The organism is Christiangramia forsetii KT0803 (assembly GCF_000060345.1).
Taxonomy (GTDB): Bacteria; Bacteroidota; Bacteroidia; order Flavobacteriales; family Flavobacteriaceae; genus Christiangramia; species Christiangramia forsetii.
The window spans coordinates 1,021,495-1,044,651 of record NC_008571.1 but is presented as its reverse complement, the minus strand read 5'-3'; the positions used below and the strand labels follow the sequence as shown (position 1 = coordinate 1,044,651).

The window sequence follows — 23,157 nt, the reverse complement described above, 5'->3', positions numbered from 1 at the left end:
CTAAAATATTAAGGGAAATAATAAATGGACCATCACGAGACCACCAATAAAGAATCCAGTTACTGCAATTAACGAGGGTAATTGCAAATTACTTAATCCTGATATGGCATGTCCAGAAGTACATCCTCCAGCCCATCTTGCTCCAAAACCAATCAACAACCCGCCAATTATTAAAATGCTTAAGGCTTTCCAATCGGTCAAAGCTTCCAAACTATAAAGTTCATCTGGAAGATAGGCTTTACCGGCACTTTCAAAGCCAAGACCTTGCAGTGTTGTCACTGTTTCAGGGTTTATAGCCACTGCGGCATCAGGAGTTAATAAATTCATCGCAATAAAGCCTCCAATGGCTGCCCCAACTATTACGATAAGGTTCCATTTTTGTTCACGCCAGTTAAAATCAAAAAAACTTGCTTTTTCATCTGCTCCGCACATGGTACAAATGGTTCGTAGATTCGAGGACATCCCGAATTGCTTGCCCATGAAAATGAGAAGGAACATTATTAAAGCTATCAGTGGTCCGGCAACATACCAGGGCCACGGTTGTAAGATCAAATCCATATTTGTTTATTGAGTTGCAAATTAACAATAAGAAGAATCAGAAAACAGTAACAATAGTTACACTAGTGATCTTCACAATATTCTTTTAAATTATGCAGTACTTTATTAGAAAGTCTTTTGAGGGTTTGAGAAGACCAGCCAGCGCTGGCATCCTGGGATATAATATTTTTTGAACTCAAAATATCATGAGATAGTTCCTTTTTTCCATCTCCATCGAAAATAGCATAATTACCATCACTCTTTATCCATTGCTGAAAATATTCCACTTCAAAAGCTAAGCCCAGCGAAGTATTAATAAGAATTTTTCCGGAACCGAGTTTTTTAAACTCCTCCTCTCCTACCGTCTTCGCATTTTTTGGAAGGTGGAAGGAAATCACCTCGCAATGTTCTAGAAGATCATTTAAGGGCAGGTAGCTCACCCCTTTATTTTCCCAATCTGGTTTTCTGGTTCTGGAGAAATAAAAAAGATCCGCTTCAAATGGCATTAAGCATTCAGCGAGCAATTGGCCAGTCACCCCCAGGCCAATAATTCCAACTTTAAGATTGGTTAGTTCCCGGGGCATTTCTTCCCACTGTTTGCCCTTATAACCATTGAGTAATTGAATGAGTTCTGAAATTATAAATTCTGCCACTCCAGGATCTCCGTAATCTTTAGTCCCCTTTACTGTAATTCCATTTTGTCTGGCAAATTTCACCGCTACATTAGCGGACTCATCATCGTAAAGACTACAAGCCATCCCGATATATTTCAAATTTGAACAAGCTTTAATAATCTCTTCGTCCAGCTCAGTATGCCATGAAACTATTACTGCTTCGGCCTCACCTATTCTTTCAATAATCTCCTCATTAGAATCAGGATAATCTGTATACACCTCAACTTCATCATCACTCAATTTCTGCAGTTCATCGAGTGCTTCGTCATTTAGCTTGGTATTATCTACACAGACTATTTTATTGAATTTCATATATTCTTATAAATTAAACCTCCCAGGTTTTGAAAACCTGGGAGGTTTGTTTTTTATGTCATCCTGAACTTGTTTCAGGATCTATTTCTTGAACTTCATCCCTATCTAGATGCTGAAATAAATTCAGCATGACGGCAGAGTGTAGAAGCCAGTACTAGGAAATGAAAAGACCGAAACAGTCTCAACTTAATTTCCACCTACACCAGTTGAGATCGCTTCGTTTCACTCGCGATGACTGTAGGCGCTTCGCTACGTTCGCAATGACTATTATAATGGGATATTCCCATGTTTTCTATTCGGTCTCAAAACATGCTTGTTCTCCAGCGCACTGAACGCTCTTATTAGTTTTCTACGGGTATCTTTCGGCATGATCACCTCATCGATAAATCCACGTTGGGCAGCTTCAAAAGGAGTAGCGAATTTTTCAGCATATTCTGCTTCCTTTTCTGCCAGTTTCTTTTCAGGATCATCGGACTGTGCAATTTCTTTTCTGAAAATGATTTCCGAAGCACCTTTTGCTCCCATCACGGCAATTTCCGCAGTTGGCCAGGCAAAATTGAAATCGGCGCCAATATGTTTGGAATTCATCACATCGTAAGCACCTCCGTAAGCTTTTCTGGTAATAACGGTCACTTTCGGCACTGTTGCCTCACTTAAAGCATAAAGCAGCTTAGCTCCATGCAAAATGATCCCGTTCCATTCCTGGTCTGTTCCCGGTAAAAATCCTGGAACATCTACTAACACTAAAAGCGGTATATTAAAACAGTCACAGAACCTGGTAAATCTCGCTGCTTTCTTAGAAGAATCTACATCCAAAACTCCGGCAAGGCTCATTGGTTGATTGGCAATTACTCCCACACTTCTACCACCAATCCTGGAAAATCCAACAATTATATTTTCGGCATAATTCTTATGGATCTCAAAAAAAGAATCGTCATCTATAATTCCCTTTATCACCTCATGCATATCATAAGGTTTGTTAGAACTATCAGGAACAATATTCTCCAGAACTTCGCGATGTTCATCCCCCAATTCAAAATCCAGTTTTTCAGGAGGAGTTTGATTATTTTGAGGCATGTAACTGATCATCTGCTTGATATTCTCCAAACAAATAATATCATTCGCCGCAGTAACATGCGTAACTCCAGATTTCGTGGAATGCGTACTTGCTCCACCAAGCTCTTCTGAAGTTACATTTTCATTAGTCACCGTTTTTACCACGTTAGGTCCGGTTACAAACATATAAGAAGTATCCTCTACCATCAGCGTAAAATCTGTCATTGCAGGAGAATAAACAGCTCCGCCGGCACAAGGCCCCATGATGGCTGAAATTTGAGGAACCACGCCAGAAGCTTTTACATTACGGTGGAAAATATCGGCATAACCACCGAGTGATTTCACTCCCTCCTGTATACGCGCTCCGCCAGAATCATTCAGTCCAATAAGTGGTGCTCCTACTTTTACCGCCATATCCATGATCTTGCAGATCTTTTCGGCGTGTGTTTCTGATAGCGAACCTCCAAAAACAGTAAAATCCTGAGCGAAGACATAAATCAGTCTGCCATGAATAGTCCCATAACCGGTGATCACACCATCTCCATAGAATTTCTGTTTTTCCATACCAAAATCGGTAGTACGGTGGGTGACTAAAATCCCAATCTCTTCAAATGAATTCTCATCTAACAAATATTCTACACGCTCACGGGCAGTTAACTTCTTTTTCTCGTGTTGTTTGGCAATTCGCTTTTCACCTCCACCTTTATGGGCTTCAGCAATTTTTTCCTTTAATTTATCTAGGTTCTGACTCATCTCTGAATTCTGAATTTTAGTTGTGTGGTAATCTTAGTTGCTCTTTATCTTTCATATACTGCTTCAGCGCCATAAGTGCAGCAAGTTTCGCTTCTTCTTCCGTTTCTTCTTTTAAGGCTTCCGGAGAATAATATTTCTTTACAAAATGTGTGTCGAAATTTCCACTTCTGAAGGCTTCATGCTGAAAAACAAATTTCCCGAAAGGCAGTGTAGTACTCACCCCTTCCACGATATAATGATCTATAGCTTTGATCATCATCTGGATCGCTTCTTCTCGAGTTTTTCCATAAGTAACAAGCTTGGCGAGCATAGGATCGTAATAAATCGGAACTTCCATTCCTTTTTCAAATCCGTTATCAAGTCTTATCCCCTCTCCTACAGGAATTGAATATTTCTCCAAAGTCCCGGTGCTCGGCATAAAATCTTCTAAAGGATCTTCAGCATAAACCCGAAGTTCCATCGCATGACCCTGTATTTTTAGCTCATCCTGAGAAAACTGAAGTTTTTCTCCCCTAGCCACTAAAATCTGTTGTTCCACAAGGTCTATTCCGGTAATATACTCCGTAACCGGGTGTTCCACCTGCAACCTGGTATTCATCTCCAGGAAATAAAATTTTCGGTTCTCATCAAATAGGAATTCGACTGTTCCAGCCCCAACATAATCACAGGCTTTGGCAACCTTAACAGCGGCCTCTCCCATTTCTTTTCTAAGTTTATCATCAAGTACCACTGAAGGTGCTTCTTCTACCACCTTCTGATGTCTTCGCTGAATACTACATTCTCTTTCGAATAGATGAACATAATTACCGTGAGTATCGGCTAAAACCTGAATTTCAATATGCCTTGGAGAAGAAACGTATTTCTCTATAAAAACCGATCCGTCACCAAAGGCAGACTCTGCTTCGCTAATCGCCCGCTTCATCTGGTCTTCAAGTTCCTTTTCCTTTTCTACCACACGCATTCCCTTACCTCCACCACCGGCAGAAGCTTTTATCAAAATTGGGAAACCGATCTCATTCGCGATTTTCTTTGCTTTTTCTGTATCGGTAATTGCTTCATCAATTCCTGGAACCATTGGGATATCATAAGCTTTCACCGCATCTTTAGCGGCAAGTTTACTTCCCATCACTTTAATAGCTTCTGAACCAGGACCTATCCACGTTATTCCGTTTTTCTCAACCGATTCTGCAAACGAAGCATTCTCACTTAGGAAACCATATCCCGGATGAATTCCGTCAACGTTTAATTTTTTTGCTACTTCTATAATTTTATCGCCTTTTAGGTAAGATTCGCTGGAAGGAGCTTCTCCTATGCAAACTGCTTCATCTGCAAATTTTACATGAGGTGCATTTCTATCGGCGGTAGAATAAACCGCTACCGTATCTATTCCCATACGTTTTACGGTTTTCATCACCCTTAATGCGATCTCTCCCCTATTGGCTACTAATATTTTTTTCATACTGATTTGTTCTAACTTCGTACTTCTAAATTCTGACTTCGAATTATTCCATTTCTATCAACAACTGGTTTTTCTCTACCGTATCACTTTTAGCCACAGTAACAGATTTCACCACTCCGTCTCGTGGAGCTGTTAATGTATTCTCCATTTTCATCGCTTCCAGTACCAGCAGATAATCACCTTCTTTCACCTCATCGCCTTCTTTTACATTCACCTCCAGAATAAGACCCGGCATAGGTGCTTTAATATCATTGACCTGCTGAGAGCTTCCCAGGGAAAGTCCCATCTCATCGATCAGCTGATCCAGATCATTATTGATCTTTACTGAATAAATATTGGAATTGATTTTTATCTCGTAGGTTCTGTTTAAAAAGTCAGGTTTGAGGACTTCTGCCGTATAAGAGCGGTTGTCCTTTAAAAGGTGATACTGTTTATCTGAAGTTTTTTGGGTATCCAGTGCTTTGATCTCTTCTTCTGAAAATTCAAATTCCAGGGAGTCATTAACTTTTACCTTGTAATTCTTATCCATAAATAGCTTTATGTGTGGTTATTTTTGAACGTGGAGCGTAAATATAGAAAAAATCAAATGCTTGAAGTGTTGAAGAAATCTGAAAATATGCGAATTTATCAAAAATCTAGTGGTTTTATTGAGATTGCTTTACTGCACTCACGAGGATAAATGCAAACTTACAGCGAGGGAGTTAGATAAAAATGCAGTCTAATTGTAGTTTGAACTATTACATGAGATCGCTTCGTTTCACTCGCGATTACAAACCGGATCGCTTCATTGCAATCACGATGATGATCGGAACATCACTGCGAGGAAGTGAGACGACCGACGCAGTATCACATAGCTAACGTTGCTCTCAGTGAGATCGCTTCGTTTTACTCGCGATGACGAATCGAACAGAAAGCCGGGAATAGAGCTAATAAAGAGAAACTTATAGTTGAACAAAATCCTGAATGGAAAGATCTGGCTGAAGAGTAAGTTGAGATCGCTTCGTTTTACTCGCGATGACGGGCGTAATAGTTTACATCTGCCTAGTCCGCTTAGCTCCATTCGCAATGACTTGTTCTTGTTACTGCGAGGGAGGAACGACCGCAGCAGTCTCATTGTAGTAGGAACTACATTGTATGAGATTGCTACGCTGCGCTCGCAATGACTTGTAAATTACTTAAATTCCTTAATCGCATCACTTAGATCATAAACCTTAGTATTCTCAAATTTGTTATCTAAAATACTACTTCCTGCCGCAGATCTATAACCTCCGGCACAATGTACCACTACGGGCTTATGGGATGGAATTTCAGTAGAATTCTCTCTTAGTTCATGAAGTGGTACAGCGATAGCATCTTCAAATATCTTTCCTTCAGCTACTTCACCGTTATTACGAATATCTACAATAGTATAATTCTCCTGATTCTTTTTGAAATCTTCCAGATCAAAATCATCAGATTTTTTAGAAACTTCAGAACTTAGAGTAATCACGGCCTTCACCTGCTTTTCGTAACCAATTTTAGCAGTTCTCTCCAATAATTCTTCAATATTGTCTATACTGTCAAGGACGAGGTAGAATTCTTCTTTCGGTTGAACTATGGCTCCTAACCAGGTTTCATATTTGTCCTTTTCAGACCTGGCCATGATATTGATACTATTTGGCAAATGTCCTTTTTTGAACTTCTCTTCATCACGGGTATCAACAATGGTGACTCCTTCTTCAACCTCATCTACATTTAATTGTAACTTATTCGCCCATTTTGTGCGCTGAACATTTTCAGGCCCGGTTTTATTAATATCTACATTGAACCCAAAATAATGCGGAATAAACGGCTGATCTTTCAATATCTCTTCAACAAACTCATCTTCTGTCTGCTCTTTAAATGCCCAATTCCCCTGTCGCTCATTCCCTAAAGTACTAGAAGATGCGTCACTCATATTCTTTCCGCATAAAGAACCTGCACCATGCGCGGGATACACCAATGCCTCATCTGGCAGATCTGTGAATTTGTTCTGAATAGTATGATACATTTGCTTGGCAAGATCTATTCTTTTGGCCTTCATATTTCCGGCTTTCTCACGTAAATCGGGTCTACCAACATTCCCTATAAAAAGTGTGTCTCCTGTAAATAACGCCGTTTCATCATCTTTTTTAGCGACAACAGTGATACTATCTGGTGAATGTCCAGGTGTATTTATAGCCTTAAATTCTACGTCTCCAAGCTTAAATGAATCTCCTTCATCAAAACTTTTGTGAGGATAATCTGCTCCCACTTTTTCGCTCACGTAAATGGTCGCACCAGTTTCTTCGTGTATCTGCAAATGACTACTCACAAAATCTGCATGTGGATGTGTTTCAAAAACCGCGACGATCTTAGCATTCTGCTCTTCTGCATAGCGATAATAATCCATTGGATTTCGTGACGGATCTACCAGAGCCATTTCTCCATTGCTTACTATAGCATAAGAATAATGCGCCAGCGGACTATCTTTGAATTGTTTTATGGTCATTTTATTCGATTTTTTAAATATGATTTGGTTCTACTTTCTTTTTTCGGAATGGATACAAGGTTTGATTTCCAAAATCTTCAGGGAAATCTTTATCTCCGCTGAATCCTAATTCAATTTTTTTTCCATTCTTTGGAATATATGCCGTTCCGAAGAGATAATCCCAGATACTGAGACTTAGCCCATAGTTCATTCCGTAAGGTCGTTCTTTTGGTAATTCTTTGGAGTGATGCCAGATATGCATTTTAGGATTATTAAAAATATAACCTAAAGGTCCATAGTTCCAACCCAGATTTGCATGATTTAGATGACCTATAAAAACGGCAAGCATATGCACTACAAAGAATTCCTTTATTCCGAAACCTATCATCGCTAACGGAATATATTGTACCGTTTTATAAATGATCGTTTCCATAAAATGAAATCTAAACTGGGCAGCAAATCCCATTTCTTTCACACTATGATGTACTTTATGAAATTCCCACAGCCAGGGTCTTTTATGCAATTGTCTGTGCACATTCCACTGAATAAAATCTGCGATCACGAACATAATCAGCAACTGTACCCAAACGGCCAAACCATCTAATTCTATTGCTATGATATTCTCAATTCCGAAGAGAGCAAGAAAATCATTGAATAATTCAACTCCAACATTGCTCAGGGCATTATAAACAATAAGCGAAAACAGGAAAAAATTAAAAAGTATATAAAAACTATCTAACCAGAAACCTTTTCTAAAAGCTTTTTGATCTTTTCTCCATGGAATCACGATCTCTAAGATCCAGACTAAAAGCGACAAACCAATAAGCCAGTAAAAATAACTCGTCCAGGTAGGATTCGTTATTTCCGTTACCAGGTAATTAAAATACCCGGTAAACGATTCACTGATTATGTTTATATACTTTTCCAATCTTTTGAAATTCTACCACAAAAATATAAATATCATGTGGTTAAGGAAGTAACTTTTGTTACAGTTATCTACAAAAGCATTAATATCTCAAAAATGCTGAAATTCAGAAGGTGTTTAGAAAACTTAAATTTCAATGAGTCGAAGGTACTGGTTACGCCCGAAGCTTAAAAAATAAATCATATACCCTAGAAAGATCATTAGGAGGGTCCCCAGAAAAAGGCTGTTCGTATTGTATTTAAAATAAATAGCGAAATAAAGAAAGCCGGCAATAATTGCCAGTGGTAGAAAGTATCTAGAAAAAATGAATCCTTCTATTTTAATCCTTCTATTTTAATCCTTTTAATTTCATCTTCTTTAATTTCAATATTCAACGGCTGGCTACCACACCAATCTATTTTAGCTATGAGTTGGTATTTACCTTCCGGAATTTCAAAGGACAGAAGCTGTTTATCCTTAATTTCTGCAAATTTTCTTCCATTTAAATACAGATCGAATAATCTCATTTTATTGGCCCATTCTGAATTTCTTTTAATGATAAGTTTTGGCATTTCTTCGCTTTCTAACTATCTGCTTATTCCTGCTTTCTAAATTACTAAACAGTTATTATATCTATTTTGAAGTTTTACTTGACACAATTTTTTCTGCAAATAGAGATAAATATTACGTATAATATTGAATTACTTCCTCTAAACTTTTTCTATGTATGTCCGGCACAACGGCATCTTCAGAAGAATATCCAACCGGAAGCAATAGATAAGCCCGTTCATTTTTAGGTCTTTCTAATAATTCTGCAAGAAAATTCATGGGACTAGGCGTATGAGTTAGAGTCACCAGACCAGCATTATGAATGGCAGATATCAGCATTCCACAAGCAATCCCTACAGACTCATTTACATAATAATTCGTAAGTTTTTCACCATTCTCATCCAAATTATAAACTTCTTTAAAAACTACAATTAACCATGGCGCTATTTCCAGAAACTCTTTATTTGTATCTGTTCCCAAAGGAGCGAGATCTTTGAGCCATCGCTCACTCATTCGATTATTATAATTTTCCTGTTCTTCTTTCTCTGCTGCCTCCCTTATTTCTGATTTTAATTTCGCATTCGAAATAGCACAAAATTTCCATGGTTGTTTATGAGCTCCGGAAGGTGCAGTTGCGGCAGATTTTAAAATATTATTTATCACTTCTTCCGGTACTACATTATCAGAAAAGTGACGTACTGAACGCCTACTATCAAGGAATTGATAAAAGTCCTCGCTTCTACTGCTCATTTCTTCAGCTATAAAACCCTTATTCCTATAAGGAATATGTTTATAACCATTGATCATTTTTTCTTTGCCCGCCATATCAATATTATTGGTATTCATTTCAAATTCAAAAAGAAAATACTACGTTTTAAATCTTAATATCTTAGTTTTCCCTTCGATTACGCTAAGGGTGACAAAAGTACTTGTTAGATTTTTTAAACAATATTCAAGAATTTAATTTATGCATCAAACCTTTGTAAGTTTTCCCATGACCGTAATAAGCTTCCTCTTAAAATCGGTGAAAGGTGGATGAAGAAAATCTGAAGCTGCAAATCGTTTTTGGTGCATCACCGCGCGTTTCTTTGAAAAAGTTTTGAATCCATCATAACCATGATAATGTCCCATTCCGCTTGCTCCTACTCCACCAAAAGGCAAATTATGCTGAGCCAGATGATAAATACTATCATTAATAGTTACCCCGCCAGACAACGTGTTTTTAAGAAGCCAATTGATCCTTTTCGTATTATCATCGAAATAATAAAGAGCTAAAGGTTTAGCATTATCGTTTACATAGTCCACTGCTTCCTCCGGTGTTTCGAGATTGAGAACCGGTAAAATAGGTCCGAAAATCTCTTCCTGCATGAGTTCCATTTCAGCATTTACATTAAACACCAGTTTGGGAGTCATGAACTGAGGCTTATCAATAGAGTTATCGCTCAATTCTACTATTCTTGCTCCTTTTTCTTCCGCATCTTTAAGAAGGGAGTTCAACCGCTTAAAGTGATCGGAATTTATAATCCTGCTGTATTGCTCATTTTCAGAAATATCAGGATAGAATTTTTTCACAATCTTTTTAACTTCCTGCTCAAAATCGTCGTTTAAAGCCTGCGGCATGATCACATAATCGGGAGCAACACAGGTTTGTCCGCAATTAAATAATTTTCCGGCCATGATCCTTCTGGCAGCTAATGCTGTAGAATAAGAATTATGAATGATTGCAGGTGACTTCCCGCCTAACTCAAGGGTTACCGGGGTGAGATTGGGTGCTGCCGCAGCCATAATTAATTTTCCAATTTTGGTAGAGCCTGTAAAGAACAAATGATCAAACGGAAGCGAAGAAAAATCTTTAGCCAGTTCAGCATCGCCCGTAACGCAATGAATATATTCTTCGGCAAAATTGGAATTAATAATCTCTTTAATAACTTCTGCTGAAGCAGGAGCCATTTCAGAAGGTTTCAAAATAGCATGATTTCCCGCAGCAATAGCATCCACCAAAGGACTAAGTGTTAGTAAAACCTGGTAATTCCAGGCTCCCATGATGCCTACCGAACCTAAGCCCTGATATTGATAATAAGCTGAACTCGGTAATAAAAACCATGCCCCCTGTACATATCTTCTTTTCGCCCAGCTACGCAGATTTTTCATTGCATGCCTAATTTCATCCTGCAACGGGAAAATTTCCAGAAAAAGGGTCTCCTCCTTCGAGCGTATTCCAAAATCTTTGTAAACAGCGTTTATTAAACGGTCTTTGTTATTATCAACGATATCTGAAAGCTTTTTTAAATTATCCAGCCTGTACCTAACATCTGGAGGAGATTTTTTAAAAGCAGCCTGTTGCCTTTCCAGCAATCCGTTCAATTCAGTTTTATTCATGAGTTCTACCTTTAAATTTATCCATGGAATTATAGATTCCGAAAAACTTCCCTATAATGAGATCCAGCAACCTTTTAGGAAAAAGGCCTTGCATTAACGGAAGCGTATATATAATTTTTGGAGTTCTTAGCACTATTTTATTTTTATCAATAGACCGAATAATCTTCCAAGCGACCTTTTCGGGTTTTAAAATTGGAATCACCGGAGACTTTACTCCTTCAAACATGCCTGTATCTATATAATATGGCGTTACCGTGAGTACTTTAATCCCTGTCCTTTCCCTCTCCATTTCCAGTCGTAAAGAATCAGACCAGCCCGTCATGGCCCATTTGCTGGCACAGTAAACAGACATTCCCGGATTTGAAAGCATACTGGCTGCAGATGAAATATTTACAATATGACCGCTTTTTCTCTTTAACATTTCCGGAAGCAACAATTTAGTGAGTTTCATCGGTGCAATAGCGTTCACTTGCATATTGCGATCTATATCCTCAAGATTATGCTCGCTAAAATTCTTTCCGGTAACTACGCCGGCATTATTTATGAGAATATCTACCTGCAGGTTTTGGGCAGTAATTTTCTTTACAGCATTTTCTATTTGTATCTCATTAGACAGATCTGTTTCAAAACTTAAAATTTGGCAAATATTGGTCTTAAGTTGTAATTCAACCTGTTGTAAAGCTGGTTTATCAATATCTAGTATGATAAGTGCAGAAGCGCCTTTTTCTATAGAAAATTTAGTTAAAAGCAATCCGATACCTGAAGCGCCACCGGTAATAAGTACGGTTTTATTTCTAAATTTAGTCAAATGCTCATTTTTGAATGAGTTTAAAAATAGAGCTTTTAAAAATAATCACTTTAAAATTGCTAATCTCACCCTTACTTTCTTCTGAAAAGTCCGAAAGTAAAATTCTGTACCGCATCCCAGGGTGTTTTGTGATCAAGATTTTCTAAACGCACAACCTCAAAATCCTTTTCAAATAATTGCTGCATTTCTTCGGTAGAATATTTTCTAACTTCAATACCACTGCATTTATCAGGGCCCTCTTCAGAAAAAGTGGCTAAAATAAAATAGCCGCCAGATTTTAAGCAATTATTGAGTTTAGAAATATAGCGTTCTACCTGATTATCTTCGGTTAAAAAATGAAAAGCTGCACGATCGTGCCATACCTCAAAGCTTTGTTCAAAATCATGTTTAGTGACATCACTAGAGATCCACTGTACCTTTCGAGATTTTTCTCCCAGTCTGGACTGTGCAGTTTCTATTGCCGTTTCAGAAATATCTAAAACACTTACATTCTCATAGTCCAGTTCTAAAAGGTGGTCTACTAAATAACTATTCCCTCCACCAATATCCACAATGGAAGCTTTTTTTGAAAGTCCCAGGGATTGAATAATACTTAAGGAAAGTTCCGGTTTCTTCTGAAACCAGCTCGTCTCTTCAAATTCTTTTTTTGAATAGATATTTTCCCAGTGAGTTTTAAGATCTTTCATGATTGTTCTAATTCTAAAATAACATTATTGAGGTCTGTAGTTAACTATATTCCATTTTAAAGTTATAAAAAACTGATTATGAAGGTCAGAAAAATAACTCTTTTGTCAGTTCAATCGCAATTAAGAACTATTAGTCAGATACAGTTAGGTTTCGACTTCGCTCAACCTGACAAACAACAACATTATTAGCTTTTAAACAGGTAATAATCTCCTTACTTCTATTCATTTAAGCTTTACTCAAATTCTGCGCAATCGCCCGAAGGTATATTTACTCCTGCCGCCTGTTGATACACCAGTTCAGCTCCTAAATGACCCACGTACATTAACATCCCCGTTCCAAAAAGCATCAATAATACCAGGATAACCGAGACAATTCTGGTTTTAATAATATCTATATATCGCATTAATAATTCCAGTACCAATGCAGCTGTAAAGATCCATGCCGTGGTATAAGCATGATTTTCATGATCCTTAAGAATTGTAGGATCGCAGAGCTGTCTTGCCACGATTCCATCAGCGAGATCTCCGGTATAGATCGATATCCAGATACCAATCACCCCTAAAAGCAGCATTAGTCTTCCCCCGTGGTCCCAGGTGATTTTTGAAGACCAAAGCCCAATCAATTTGAAAAGCGTTGCCATGAGCAACAAAACTATTGGAAAATGAACGGACAGAGGATGAAACACCTCTGTCCGCCAAAAATCTGGTAATTCTGTCATTATTATTCCATTATCTTAACTGAAATAGGATCCAGTCTTTTTCCATTTTTTTCCACTTCAACTTCTACCTTCTGTCCTTTTTCTAATTCTGAAAAATCTACTTCACTCCCGTTTCTCATAAGACTGGTAGTTTCAGTGAAATAGAGCTCTAATGTTTTATCATCATCTGTAGAAACATAGATTTCGGTTTTTTCAGCTTCAACTTTCTTAATAGTTCCCTGGTAAGTTCCAGATTCTACCACATCGGTACTTTCTCCACAGGCGATAAACAAAATTAAAGTACTTAAAAAGAGTCCTTTTTTAATAATTGATTTCATAATATTCTGATTAAATTTAGTTTTCAAAATTGAAAATACCCAAAAAAGTAGGTTTACACAAAGTTAAACAAAGCTTTAAGCCTTTTTTAGGAATCTTATTCAAAAAGTGAATTATCACTCTTATGAAGATCTTGACGGAAGTTTAATCATATTAAATGATTTCATCAGATGAAACAACCCTGGTAAAATGATTCCTCCTCCAATGATCAGGGAAATTCCCAAAACTTTTATAACAGAATCTGGCGCCACTCCTGCAAGCATATTCACTTCCCCGGTTTGGGTAATAATGAGATTTGGAAAATGGGTATATACAGCAGCGAATATCACCAGTAGTATTTGCATACCCGCAAAAATTCGGGTAAGTAATCTGTGTTGATTCCTGATAGCTCGCCATAGCGGAATTAGTATTAAACCTGATAGCCCTACTGCGATAAGCGAAACCCAATTATGAAGAAAATCTTCTACAAAAACCATCTCCGTAAGGTATCCATACCCTAGTACCGTCCCCCCAATAACCACAAGCACCACCGTAAAAATCGCAGATTTTCTGCTATACATTTTTCTTATGTCTCCTGTTGTTTCCCCAATTAATAAAGTGGAAGCCAGGAAAGCACATAAAGAGGCGTAAAATAGCCCGGTTAGAAAAGTGAAAATATTAAGCCATGGATCCATAAATATCTCCGGAAAAGTTGTTTCAGAATAATCATTGGTAACCATAATCTTTCCACTAATCAAAGCACCGAAAGACATTCCAAGAAAGATTGGCGTTATTAAACTGGAAATTCTAAACATATGATTATACCAGTCCTGAGATTTATCTACTACGGCATCATAATGCCTGAAAATAAAGGCTACGCCACGCATGGTGATTCCCAGCAGTACCAGTGTTAAAGGTATGTGCAGGTATATTATGATGATATTGAAATATCCTGGGAAAGCGATCCAAAGAATCACGATAAGAATAATTAGCCAAATGTGATTCGCTTCCCATACCGGTCCTATCACATTATAAACAGTGTCTCTATTTAGTTTTTTGTTCTCTCGAGATGAGAACAATTCTACGATACCTGCCCCAAAATCGGCACCTCCAAGTAGTACATACAAAAACAGCGAAAAAAATGTGAAGAATAAAACAACGTATAGCATAATTATTCTGTTGGATTGTTAAGCACCTTTATCTGCCTGCTCATTAGCCAGGCTACTGTAATTGCTAAAATAATATACACGGCTACATAGAGATAAAAGCTATATTTTAATCCCGGCATTGGAGTCACAGCTTCAGAGGTACGCATAATATTGTAAACGATCCAGGGCTGCCTACCAACTTCGGTAACTATCCAACCGGCTTCTACCGCTACAAATCCTAAAGGACTCAGTAAAGCAAACAGCCACCAATAAATTCTTTTAGTCATCCAGCTTTTTTTCTTCAGACTTATAAAATAGATAAGTGCCGCCAGAATAAGTAGAGAGCCTATACCTACCATAGTTTGAAAAGCATAATGAACTATAGAAACCGGTGGTAAATTCTCTTCAGGAAAATCATTTAAGCCTTTCACTTCCGCATCAAAATCACCAAATGCCAGAAAAGAAAGTGCTTTTGGAATTTCAATTTTATGGGATACTTCTTTTTTCTCTTCATCTACAATCCCACCAATAAATAAAGGAGCTCCTTTTTCAGTTTCATAATGAGCCTCCATAGCCGCAAGTTTTATTGGTTGCCGCTCTGCAACATCTTTTGCTGAAATATCTCCGCTAATTGGTTGAAGCAAGGCAGCCACCGCTCCAAAAAATATGGCAATTTTAAAGGCTTTTTTATGGAGTTCTGGCCTATTATTTCTAAGAATTTGAAACGCATGAATCCCTGCTACGGCAAAACCTGTAGCAGCAAAGGCAGCTAAAGTCATATGCAAAGCCTGCGTAAACCAGGCATCATTCAGGAATGCGGCTACTGGATCTATATTCACATATTCACCATTTATGACGTCAAAACCTGTGGGTGCATTCATCCAGGCATTTGCTGATACTACCAGTATTCCCGATAGTACGCCTGAAATCCCAATTATTATCCCTGTAATCCAATGAAAGGTTTCAGGGAGTTTCTTCCATCCATAAAGGTAAAAGCCTAGGGCAATCGCCTCAACAAAGAAAGCCGCACCTTCCAGGGAAAATGGCATTCCAATTACAGGACCTGCATGTTTCATGAATTCCGGCCAGAGCATTCCCAGTTCAAAAGAAAGTGCAGTCCCGGAAACAGCTCCGGTAACAAAGAAAATTGCTACTCCCCTTTGCCATGCCTTTGTAAGATCCAAATAAATCGGGTTCCGGGTATTCAGCCATTTCTTATGGGAAACCACCATAAAAAAAGGCATGACCATACCAATACAGGCAAATATTATATGAAATCCGAGGGTAAAAGCCATTTGGAGTCTGGCGTAATCGAGGTTTTCCATCAAGGGAAGTTTTTCTTTGGTGAATTTTCAGCAATCGCTAAAATCACACTGTTCTTTCGGCTTATAAATTTAAGGAAAATTAGAGTTTTGGTTCCATTCACCCATGATTAATTTCAAAGATTTTGAAATATTAAGAACTGGAGATTAATAGAAAAATATTGAATAAAACGTTAATAAATATCCGGATAACTGAGCGGTATAACCATTCTAAACGAAGCCATAACCCAAAATACTTTCAGCTTCTATTGAGGATAAGGTTTATGCGGTTGCAACGCAGAGTTTACGTGCATTTGTTTCCCCCCAACCATCACTCCTGAAAAACATTGCTCAGAAATCCGGATAAAAATTTATAAATGAACTTTTATAATAAGTGTAACTAAAGCAGAACACTATTTTTAAATACCAGGGGGGATTGGAAATTTATTAATTTCCGCTAATCATAAAAATACACTAAATACCTGAATCTTAGTGGCTTTATGATCACAAAAATTAACTGTGCTCCCTACTTTTAGAATAATTCACTCCAAATAATATAAATACCCATAAGCAGGACAAACCAGCCGAAACCTTTTTTAAGTTTCTTACCATTTATAAAGTTATTTAGATAAACACCAAGCCAGATACCACCTATAGATATCCCTGTAAAGATCAATAAGAATTTCCAGTCGATTTCTATATTTTCAACATCACCAATAAAGCCAATAAGTGATTTTACAGCTATGATCATAAGAGAAGTAGCCACAGCTTTTTTCATTGGTAGTTTTGCAAGAATAACCAAAGCGGGAATAATAAGAAATCCGCCACCTGCTCCAACAATTCCAGTAAGCAAACCTACCACCAAACCCTCGATAATTATTAAAGGATAGTTATAGCTTACTTTATCCTCTTCGGTATTCTGAGTACTTTCTTTTTCGCTAATCATCGATATGGAAGCAATCACCATAATAATCGCAAAGAATAACATGATCCCAATATTTTTGGTGATCATTAAACCGAAAATGGAAAAAATCTCTTCAGGTATCGCCGGCACCAAAAATTTTCTGGTTAGATAAACCGCAATAAAAGCAGGAATTGCAAAAACGATGGCCGTTCTAAAGTCTATAAGTTTCTTAGGGATATTTCTGATAGCTCCTACCAGTGAAGAAGACCCCACTACGAACAAAGAATAGGCCGTTGCAGTAACAGGATTAATTGCCATAAGATATACCAGTACCGGAACTGTAAGTATAGAGCCTCCGCCGCCAATTAATCCTAAAACGACTCCTATAAGTAATGCTCCAAAATAACCCAGAATTTCCAGTATATCCATTTCAATATTTATTTGGAGCAAAAGTATCTCGTTGTATAAATGCCCACAGTAACAAGTGTTACAGAGATGTTTTAAAGATCTATGACCGTTATATTATTACGTTTTAGAGATATCTTTCCTTCATTTTCAAGCTTTTTAAGCAACCTGGAAACCACCACACGGGAAGTATTGAGATCGTAAGCAATTTCCTGATGCGTACTCTGGATGATTTCATTCGAATTCACTTTTCCTTTGTCCCGAAGATATCTCATCAGTCTTTCATCCATATTTAAAAACGCAATAGTATCAATGGTATCAAGCATTTCCGAAAGTCTAGTATGATACGATTCAAAAACAAAATTTCGCCAGGATTTATATTTTGCGGTCCACTCCTCCATTTTAGAAATTGGAATCATAATAAGAGTAGTGTCATTCTCTGCTACTGCGCGTATTTCGCTTTTAGTTCGTCCCAAACAGCAATTAAGAGTCATTGCACAGGTATCACCACGTTCGAGAAAATAAATTAATAGTTCGTTACCGTCATTATCTTCCCTAAGTATTTTGATAGCTCCATCCAACAGTAGAGGCATTACCGTGACATAATCTCCAATTTCAATAATCCTCACACCCGCAGCCGCCTTTTTAATAGTACCACTTTCAGCGATCTCGTTAATCAATTCTTTATCGAAGAGAAATCCGTAGGCCTCTTCCAGTTCAGTACGCATGGCTCCTTATTTTGAACAGTAAAATTAGGAAGAAAAATCAAGAAGAAAACCTAGCGGTATGGTAGGATTAATAAGATTCGTCCTACAACTAAGGATTCAGAATTTTACGAAAACTTTAATTAGAATCAATCATTTTCAAGCTTTGTTTAACAAGCCATTATTATATAAGGGCTTGTATTCTGTCTATCTTTATTCGAAGAAAAATATTGCTAATTAAAAGAAAAATTATGTCAGAAGAAAAAATGATGAAAACAATAGATCCAACCACCGGTAAAACGCTTAAGGAGTATAAGACCATGACGAATGATGAGATGAATTCAGCAGTTAAAGCCTGCCATGAAGCATTTCTAGAATGGAAAAATAAATCTGCGGAAGAGCGTGGAAAAGTAATTGCTAATATTGGGAAAAAGTTGGACGAGCATAAAGATGAGCTTGTAAAACTTATGACCAGTGAAATGGGGAAGCTTTTAAAGCAAGGGGAGCAGGAAGTTGAATTATGTTCAGGAATTTGTGATTATACCGCTAAGAATGGCCCGGAAAGCTTAAAAGATGAGGAGCGCGAATTGCCGGAAGGTGGTAAAGGTTATATAAGCTATTCTCCTATAGGAGTTATCTACGGAATACAACCCTGGAATTTCCCAGCTTACCAGGTAGTTCGTTATTCCATTGCAAATTTAATGGCTGGAAATGGAGTTCTTTTAAAGCATGCTGAAAATGTAACTGGAAGTGCACTCTTACTTGAAAAAATTTATATTGAAGCCGGGCTTCCTGAAAATCTTTTCAAAGTATTACTTATTTCACATGACCAAAGTGATTCGGTAATAGAAAATAAACTGGTACGTGGTGTTACCCTTACAGGAAGTCCTGATGCGGGTAAGATCATTGGAAAAAAGGCTGGTGAAAATCTAAAGAAAACGGTACTTGAACTGGGTAGTAATGATGCTTATATCGTCTTGGAAGATGCCGATATAGATTTAGCCGTAAAAACCTGCGTTGAGGGAAGATTATATAATAATGGAGAAACCTGTGTTGCTGCAAAACGTTTTATTGTAGTAGATAAAGTTTACGATAAATTTAAAGAAGCCTTTGTAGAGCAAATGTCACAGATAAAAGCTGGTGATCCTACCAAAGAAGATAGTGATATTGGCCCAATGGCGCGAAAAGATCTTAGAGATGAATTGCATGAACAGGTTGAAGAAAGTGTGAAAAAAGGAGCTAAAATTCTATGTGGGGGTAAAAAACCAGATGGTGATGGGTTCTTTTATCCGGCAACCATTCTCGATGAACTTAAACCCGGAATGCCGGCTTACGATGATGAACTATTTGGCCCCGTAGCTTCTTTAATTAAAGCTAAAGATGCCAAAGATGCTATGGATATTGCAAACAGCAGTAGATTTGGCCTTGGTGGTGGAATTTTCTCTAAGGATGAAGAAAAAGCAAGGGAACTTGCTAAATATCATTTTGATACCGGAATGGTGTTTATCAATTCCTTTGGATTAGCCAAGCCTAATATGCCTTTTGGAGGGGTGAAAGATTCTGGTTACGGCAGAGAGCACGGCGGATTTGGTTTACATGAGTTTGTAAATGTAAAAGCCATTATGCTAGCTTAGTACGCCTTAAATAAGAATATCCCAACCGGAACAAAATGTTCCGGTTTTTTTATATTCAAAAATGAAGTTAATAACGTAGAGATCAGTTGTTAAGTGCGTATAATTTTAAATTTATAAAAAACTGATTTAGAAGGCCTTAAAAATTAGCCAACTATCAGTTCGACCTCAGTCGAGAACTATTGGTCAAGTAGATTTAGGTTTTGACTTCACTCCCCCTGCCATGCACAGGTCTAATAAATATTTGAATATGAAACTATCTAATACCCTCTATAATTTCATTTCATAACTCAAACAAAACACACGAACAAAAGATCTTAATTTATTGATTTTCAGTATATTTAATTGATTTATTTATAACTGAAAAATATCAATGGAATTTAACCTTGCCGAAAAATTAGCGATTGTAAAGGCTATTGATAGAGTGATCCTTGCCGATAACAAAGTTGCAAATGCAGAAATGGCATACCTGGGTCAACTCATGGAACTTCTAAACTTCGATTCAGATTTTGTGGAAGAGGCGCGTAAATTCAACGTGAAACAGGCAAACGGGATCCTCGAAAATATGGGCACAGCTAAAAAGCATTCCCTGGCTATTATATTGCACGAAATGGCTTACGCTGATGGAGAAATGGATAAGGAAGAGATCAAAGTATTATTCACTGTATTTGAGAATGCCGGAATCAAAATTGAAAAATCCGGGAATACACTTTCAGTATTTGATATTTCAGATATATATTTTAAATCTTCCCGCCACTATATTCATTCGAAAGATCAGAATATATCAGAATCTTATTCCGGAGAAAAAAGAGCTATTAAGATAGAGCCTAATATTGAGGGGAAAAAAGGTTATTCCGTTACTAGCTTTTTTATTAATGGGATGAGTTTTCTATGGGGTAAGAAAGTAGAAATGTCTCCTAAGCAAATGGAAGTTGTACAGATAAGCAATAACAAAGTACTTTTACGAGGTTACGATGATCTGAATATTAAAGGTGAGAAACATTCAAATTACAGCATTAGTATATTTCATAACCATACGGAAGTGGAAAAGATCATTATTCATCACCACAATGAAAATATAGATGTAGAATATCTAAAATAAGCAAGCATTCTCTCCCTCAAATGAGTCAAACATTTTATGTCTATCTATCTGATTTTTAGCTAAATTTATGGTTTATTTCTTTCTATGAAAAAATTAAATCTTTTTTTGTTCTTGCGTGACAAACATGTAAATATAGGTATCGATTTTCGATATGATGAAAACGTGAAATCAAAACTAAAATTGATGCAGGAGGTCAAATGGTCTGATACGAATCGCTGTTTTTATATTCCGGCAGAACGTACTTTACTGAATAAACTTTTAGTACATTTTAAAGGTTCAGATGTAGCGATCGATGATTCCCTAATAGATTTTTCAAAACTTTCATCAACGTCAATTCCAAACAATCGCCTTCCCTCCCCCATAAATGCTTACAGAGTATACATGAAAGGTTTAAGATATAGCCAGAGTACTATAAAGACGTACTGTACTTTTACTGAAAAGTTTTTAAAATTTCACAATTATAAAACTACTTTTTCCCAGAATGATGTTTCCCGATTTATGGAGGCGGAAATAGCTTTAAAATCATATTCTATAAGTTCTCATAGGCAATGTATAAGTGCCTTAAAGCATTATTTTGAATTTAGCGATCAGGCTGAATTTGAGATTTCGGAATTAGTAAGGCCTAAGAAAAGCAGATTCCTCCCAACTGTTCTAAGCAAAGAAGAGATCATAGATTTACTTAGACTTACAAGAAATTTAAAGCATCGCTGTATACTCGCATTGATCTATTCTTCTGGTCTGAGAGTGGGAGAACTGATAAATCTTCATTTGAAAGATATTGATATTGACCGAAAACAGATTTTGATTAAGCAGGCGAAAGGAAGAAAAGACCGATATGTGATGCTGGCAGAAAGTTTTTTACCGCTTTTGTATAATTATCTGCAAACTTATGAGCCTAAGCGTTATTTCACAGAAGGCTATGATAATAAGAAATATTCCAGTTCTGCAATTAGAAGTTTTCTTAAAGATTCCTGTCGCAGGGCGAAAATCAGCAAAAAGGTAACTCCACATACCCTGAGACACAGTTTTGCTACCCACATGTTAGAAAACGGAACCGATCTTAGATATATACAGGAACTGCTTGGACATTCCAAACCGGAAACTACTATGATCTATACTCATGTAGCCAAAAAAGATCTAATGAAAATACAGAGTCCGTTAGATGCGAGTATCAAGGCGATTTTAAAGCGACACGATAAAGGAGAGTCAAACCTGCGTTTATCCCGAAACATACTCGGATAAATAACTATATTTGGTTTGATATAACGAGTTACATGCCATTCGCCAGCCCTGGGCGAGCTCTCAGCATCAAGCAAACAGGAAGAAGCTTAGGAATAAAAAATCGTGGTACCGCTATCTTAGCGAGTTTGCTTGCGGCTAACGAAGAAAAGCGTGCTTTTTAAAGTGATAGCTGCAAACTCGCTGTAAAGGAAGAAGAAAAAAATAATAAAAGAAATTAGGGATTCCACTCATTTTTAGCCATCCTACTGTTTGCTCCCCGTTCCAGAACGTCGCCTATCCTAAGGATAAACGCAATTCTAAACGGTTGAAGCGGGATGGCCCGAGGGTCAGGTCCGTCGAACGACGCTCGCAGCATTTCTGCAAAATGCCGCTCTACTGCACGTAACAACGAATAAGAAGAATAGGGGCAACAAAGAAATGTGTATATTTCAAAAAATATTAAAATAAAATTTAGAAGCCCCTACTCTTCTTATTCGCTAACGTTACACACAATGGCTCCGAAACAGTTGTAGCTACTATAAACTATGAAAATCTAAGCTGATAAGATCAAATCTTAATAAAGAAAATCAGGAAATAGGTAATTGATAAAATACCGTATAATATCAAAAGTTCAGAAAATAATTTGGCAAGAATTCAAAGCTAAAGAACCAAAAAAATCTCAAAAAAGAGTTCAAACTAAAGAAGCTTTTACTTTTTGCAAAAAAACAAATTAGCTACTAAAAATCTTGAAAGTTCTAAGCTGACAATTTTAAAATCCAAAGTAATCTATTAAACAAGGAATTTTTAGAAAATCGATAATTGACAAGATCCAGGTTCTATTCAAAATTCTTTAAAAATTAACTTCGAATAAAAATTTGCCTAAACAACTAAAAAGTGCGGTAGAAATTTTACAAAAAGAACCTTTTTTGTATGTGCTCAAAATCAAATTCGCAAATAAAAACAAAAAAGATTAAAAGAATATTTAGAACAAAATAACAGCAACTCACTCGGGCGCAATAATTGTAAAAAATGAGATAGATTTTTTTAAAAATAATGTGTATTCCCGAGATCGGCATATCTTTGGTTCTCACTCGGCTGTGTCGCCACAGTGTGTAACAACGGT

21 protein-coding genes are annotated in these 23,157 nt (G+C 37.1%); 3 read left to right on the top strand and 18 right to left on the bottom strand.

Features of this window, described 5'->3' with window-relative positions; genetic code table 11:
• The 18 genes from GFO_RS04575 to GFO_RS04490 all read right to left on the bottom strand — a co-directional run bounded on the left by GFO_RS04575 (position 1) and on the right by GFO_RS04490 (position 18,104).
• Positions 1-558, bottom strand: a complete 558-nt coding sequence (locus GFO_RS04575; protein WP_011708871.1) for a YeeE/YedE family protein — start codon at positions 556-558, stop codon at positions 1-3.
• Between the two features lie 62 nt (positions 559-620).
• Positions 621-1,523 carry a D-isomer specific 2-hydroxyacid dehydrogenase family protein gene (locus GFO_RS04570; RefSeq protein ID WP_011708870.1) on the bottom strand — a complete coding sequence of 301 codons (903 nt, stop codon included), beginning with the start codon at positions 1,521-1,523 and terminating at the stop codon, positions 621-623.
• 267 nt (positions 1,524-1,790) lie between these two features.
• On the bottom strand, positions 1,791-3,332 hold the full coding sequence (locus GFO_RS04565; protein WP_011708869.1) for an acyl-CoA carboxylase subunit beta: 1,542 nt from the start codon (positions 3,330-3,332) through the stop codon (positions 1,791-1,793).
• A 16-nt stretch (positions 3,333-3,348) separates the two neighbouring features.
• On the bottom strand, positions 3,349-4,791 hold the full coding sequence (gene accC / locus GFO_RS04560; RefSeq protein ID WP_011708868.1) for an acetyl-CoA carboxylase biotin carboxylase subunit: 1,443 nt from the start codon (positions 4,789-4,791) through the stop codon (positions 3,349-3,351).
• A gap of 43 nt (positions 4,792-4,834) precedes the next feature.
• Positions 4,835-5,320: an acyl-CoA carboxylase biotin carboxyl carrier protein subunit gene (locus GFO_RS04555; RefSeq protein ID WP_011708867.1), complete on the bottom strand. Its 486-nt coding sequence runs from the start codon at positions 5,318-5,320 to the stop codon at positions 4,835-4,837.
• A 642-nt stretch (positions 5,321-5,962) separates the two neighbouring features.
• On the bottom strand, positions 5,963-7,300 hold the full coding sequence (locus GFO_RS04550; protein WP_011708865.1) for an MBL fold metallo-hydrolase: 1,338 nt from the start codon (positions 7,298-7,300) through the stop codon (positions 5,963-5,965).
• 13 nt (positions 7,301-7,313) lie between these two features.
• On the bottom strand, positions 7,314-8,207 hold the full coding sequence (locus tag GFO_RS04545; RefSeq protein ID WP_011708864.1) for a sterol desaturase family protein: 894 nt from the start codon (positions 8,205-8,207) through the stop codon (positions 7,314-7,316).
• Between the two features lie 311 nt (positions 8,208-8,518).
• Complete coding sequence (locus GFO_RS04540) at positions 8,519-8,755, bottom strand: hypothetical protein (protein ID WP_011708862.1); 237 nt, start codon at positions 8,753-8,755, stop codon at positions 8,519-8,521.
• A gap of 112 nt (positions 8,756-8,867) precedes the next feature.
• Positions 8,868-9,557: a nitroreductase family protein gene (locus GFO_RS04535; RefSeq protein ID WP_041250245.1), complete on the bottom strand. Its 690-nt coding sequence runs from the start codon at positions 9,555-9,557 to the stop codon at positions 8,868-8,870.
• A gap of 147 nt (positions 9,558-9,704) precedes the next feature.
• Positions 9,705-11,111 carry a coniferyl aldehyde dehydrogenase gene (locus GFO_RS04530; protein WP_011708860.1) on the bottom strand — a complete coding sequence of 469 codons (1,407 nt, stop codon included), beginning with the start codon at positions 11,109-11,111 and terminating at the stop codon, positions 9,705-9,707.
• Positions 11,104-11,919, bottom strand: a complete 816-nt coding sequence (locus GFO_RS04525; protein WP_011708859.1) for an SDR family oxidoreductase — start codon at positions 11,917-11,919, stop codon at positions 11,104-11,106. Before GFO_RS04525 ends, GFO_RS04530 begins: the two co-directional genes overlap by 8 nt.
• Positions 11,920-11,990: 71 nt before the next feature.
• Complete coding sequence (locus GFO_RS04520) at positions 11,991-12,605, bottom strand: class I SAM-dependent methyltransferase (protein ID WP_011708858.1); 615 nt, start codon at positions 12,603-12,605, stop codon at positions 11,991-11,993.
• 233 nt (positions 12,606-12,838) lie between these two features.
• Positions 12,839-13,324: a DUF2231 domain-containing protein gene (locus GFO_RS04515; RefSeq protein WP_011708857.1), complete on the bottom strand. Its 486-nt coding sequence runs from the start codon at positions 13,322-13,324 to the stop codon at positions 12,839-12,841.
• A 2-nt stretch (positions 13,325-13,326) separates the two neighbouring features.
• Positions 13,327-13,641 (bottom strand): hypothetical protein, encoded by a 315-nt coding sequence (locus GFO_RS04510; RefSeq protein WP_011708856.1) that lies wholly within the window; start codon positions 13,639-13,641, stop codon positions 13,327-13,329.
• Between the two features lie 120 nt (positions 13,642-13,761).
• Positions 13,762-14,787 carry a cytochrome d ubiquinol oxidase subunit II gene (locus GFO_RS04505; protein WP_011708855.1) on the bottom strand — a complete coding sequence of 342 codons (1,026 nt, stop codon included), beginning with the start codon at positions 14,785-14,787 and terminating at the stop codon, positions 13,762-13,764.
• A 2-nt stretch (positions 14,788-14,789) separates the two neighbouring features.
• Positions 14,790-16,091, bottom strand: coding sequence for a cytochrome ubiquinol oxidase subunit I (locus GFO_RS04500; protein WP_011708854.1), 1,302 nt, complete (start codon positions 16,089-16,091; stop codon positions 14,790-14,792).
• Positions 16,092-16,599: 508 nt separating this feature from the next.
• Complete coding sequence (locus GFO_RS04495) at positions 16,600-17,400, bottom strand: sulfite exporter TauE/SafE family protein (RefSeq protein ID WP_011708853.1); 801 nt, start codon at positions 17,398-17,400, stop codon at positions 16,600-16,602.
• A 71-nt stretch (positions 17,401-17,471) separates the two neighbouring features.
• A complete protein-coding gene (locus tag GFO_RS04490) occupies positions 17,472-18,104 on the bottom strand; it encodes a Crp/Fnr family transcriptional regulator (protein WP_011708852.1) in 633 nt (210 codons plus the stop codon).
• A 227-nt stretch (positions 18,105-18,331) separates the two neighbouring features.
• On the opposite strand from GFO_RS04490, the gene GFO_RS04485 reads away from it, so the two are divergent.
• The 3 genes from GFO_RS04485 to xerA all read left to right on the top strand — a co-directional run bounded on the left by GFO_RS04485 (position 18,332) and on the right by xerA (position 22,055).
• Positions 18,332-19,714 (top strand): NAD-dependent succinate-semialdehyde dehydrogenase, encoded by a 1,383-nt coding sequence (locus GFO_RS04485; RefSeq protein WP_011708851.1) that lies wholly within the window; start codon positions 18,332-18,334, stop codon positions 19,712-19,714.
• A gap of 370 nt (positions 19,715-20,084) precedes the next feature.
• Positions 20,085-20,813, top strand: coding sequence for a tellurite resistance TerB family protein (locus GFO_RS17840; RefSeq protein WP_011708850.1), 729 nt, complete (start codon positions 20,085-20,087; stop codon positions 20,811-20,813).
• Between the two features lie 84 nt (positions 20,814-20,897).
• Positions 20,898-22,055 (top strand): site-specific tyrosine recombinase/integron integrase, encoded by a 1,158-nt coding sequence (gene xerA, locus GFO_RS04475; RefSeq protein WP_011708849.1) that lies wholly within the window; start codon positions 20,898-20,900, stop codon positions 22,053-22,055.
• Positions 22,056-23,157 lie beyond the last annotated feature (1,102 nt).

Bases quoted from the DNA above. Each gene is read 5' to 3' on its own strand.
- GFO_RS04485 (WP_011708851.1), top strand. From the start codon at position 18,332: ATGTCAGAAGAAAAAATGATGAAAACAATAGATCCAACCACCGGTAAA.
- GFO_RS04510 (WP_011708856.1), bottom strand. From the start codon at position 13,641: ATGAAATCAATTATTAAAAAAGGACTCTTTTTAAGTACTTTAATTTTG.
- GFO_RS04520 (WP_011708858.1), bottom strand. From the start codon at position 12,605: ATGAAAGATCTTAAAACTCACTGGGAAAATATCTATTCAAAAAAAGAA.
- GFO_RS04540 (WP_011708862.1), bottom strand. From the start codon at position 8,755: ATGCCAAAACTTATCATTAAAAGAAATTCAGAATGGGCCAATAAAATG.
- GFO_RS04575 (WP_011708871.1), bottom strand. From the start codon at position 558: ATGGATTTGATCTTACAACCGTGGCCCTGGTATGTTGCCGGACCACTG.
- GFO_RS04550 (WP_011708865.1), bottom strand. From the start codon at position 7,300: ATGACCATAAAACAATTCAAAGATAGTCCGCTGGCGCATTATTCTTAT.
- GFO_RS04535 (WP_041250245.1), bottom strand. From the start codon at position 9,557: ATGGCGGGCAAAGAAAAAATGATCAATGGTTATAAACATATTCCTTAT.
- GFO_RS04555 (WP_011708867.1), bottom strand. From the start codon at position 5,320: ATGGATAAGAATTACAAGGTAAAAGTTAATGACTCCCTGGAATTTGAA.
- xerA (WP_011708849.1), top strand. From the start codon at position 20,898: ATGAAAAAATTAAATCTTTTTTTGTTCTTGCGTGACAAACATGTAAAT.
- GFO_RS04500 (WP_011708854.1), bottom strand. From the start codon at position 16,091: ATGGAAAACCTCGATTACGCCAGACTCCAAATGGCTTTTACCCTCGGA.
- GFO_RS17840 (WP_011708850.1), top strand. From the start codon at position 20,085: ATGGAATTTAACCTTGCCGAAAAATTAGCGATTGTAAAGGCTATTGAT.
- accC (WP_011708868.1), bottom strand. From the start codon at position 4,791: ATGAAAAAAATATTAGTAGCCAATAGGGGAGAGATCGCATTAAGGGTG.
- GFO_RS04495 (WP_011708853.1), bottom strand. From the start codon at position 17,400: ATGGATATACTGGAAATTCTGGGTTATTTTGGAGCATTACTTATAGGA.
- GFO_RS04530 (WP_011708860.1), bottom strand. From the start codon at position 11,111: ATGAATAAAACTGAATTGAACGGATTGCTGGAAAGGCAACAGGCTGCT.
- GFO_RS04515 (WP_011708857.1), bottom strand. From the start codon at position 13,324: ATGACAGAATTACCAGATTTTTGGCGGACAGAGGTGTTTCATCCTCTG.
- GFO_RS04505 (WP_011708855.1), bottom strand. From the start codon at position 14,787: ATGCTATACGTTGTTTTATTCTTCACATTTTTTTCGCTGTTTTTGTAT.
- GFO_RS04570 (WP_011708870.1), bottom strand. From the start codon at position 1,523: ATGAAATTCAATAAAATAGTCTGTGTAGATAATACCAAGCTAAATGAC.
- GFO_RS04490 (WP_011708852.1), bottom strand. From the start codon at position 18,104: ATGCGTACTGAACTGGAAGAGGCCTACGGATTTCTCTTCGATAAAGAA.
- GFO_RS04565 (WP_011708869.1), bottom strand. From the start codon at position 3,332: ATGAGTCAGAACCTAGATAAATTAAAGGAAAAAATTGCTGAAGCCCAT.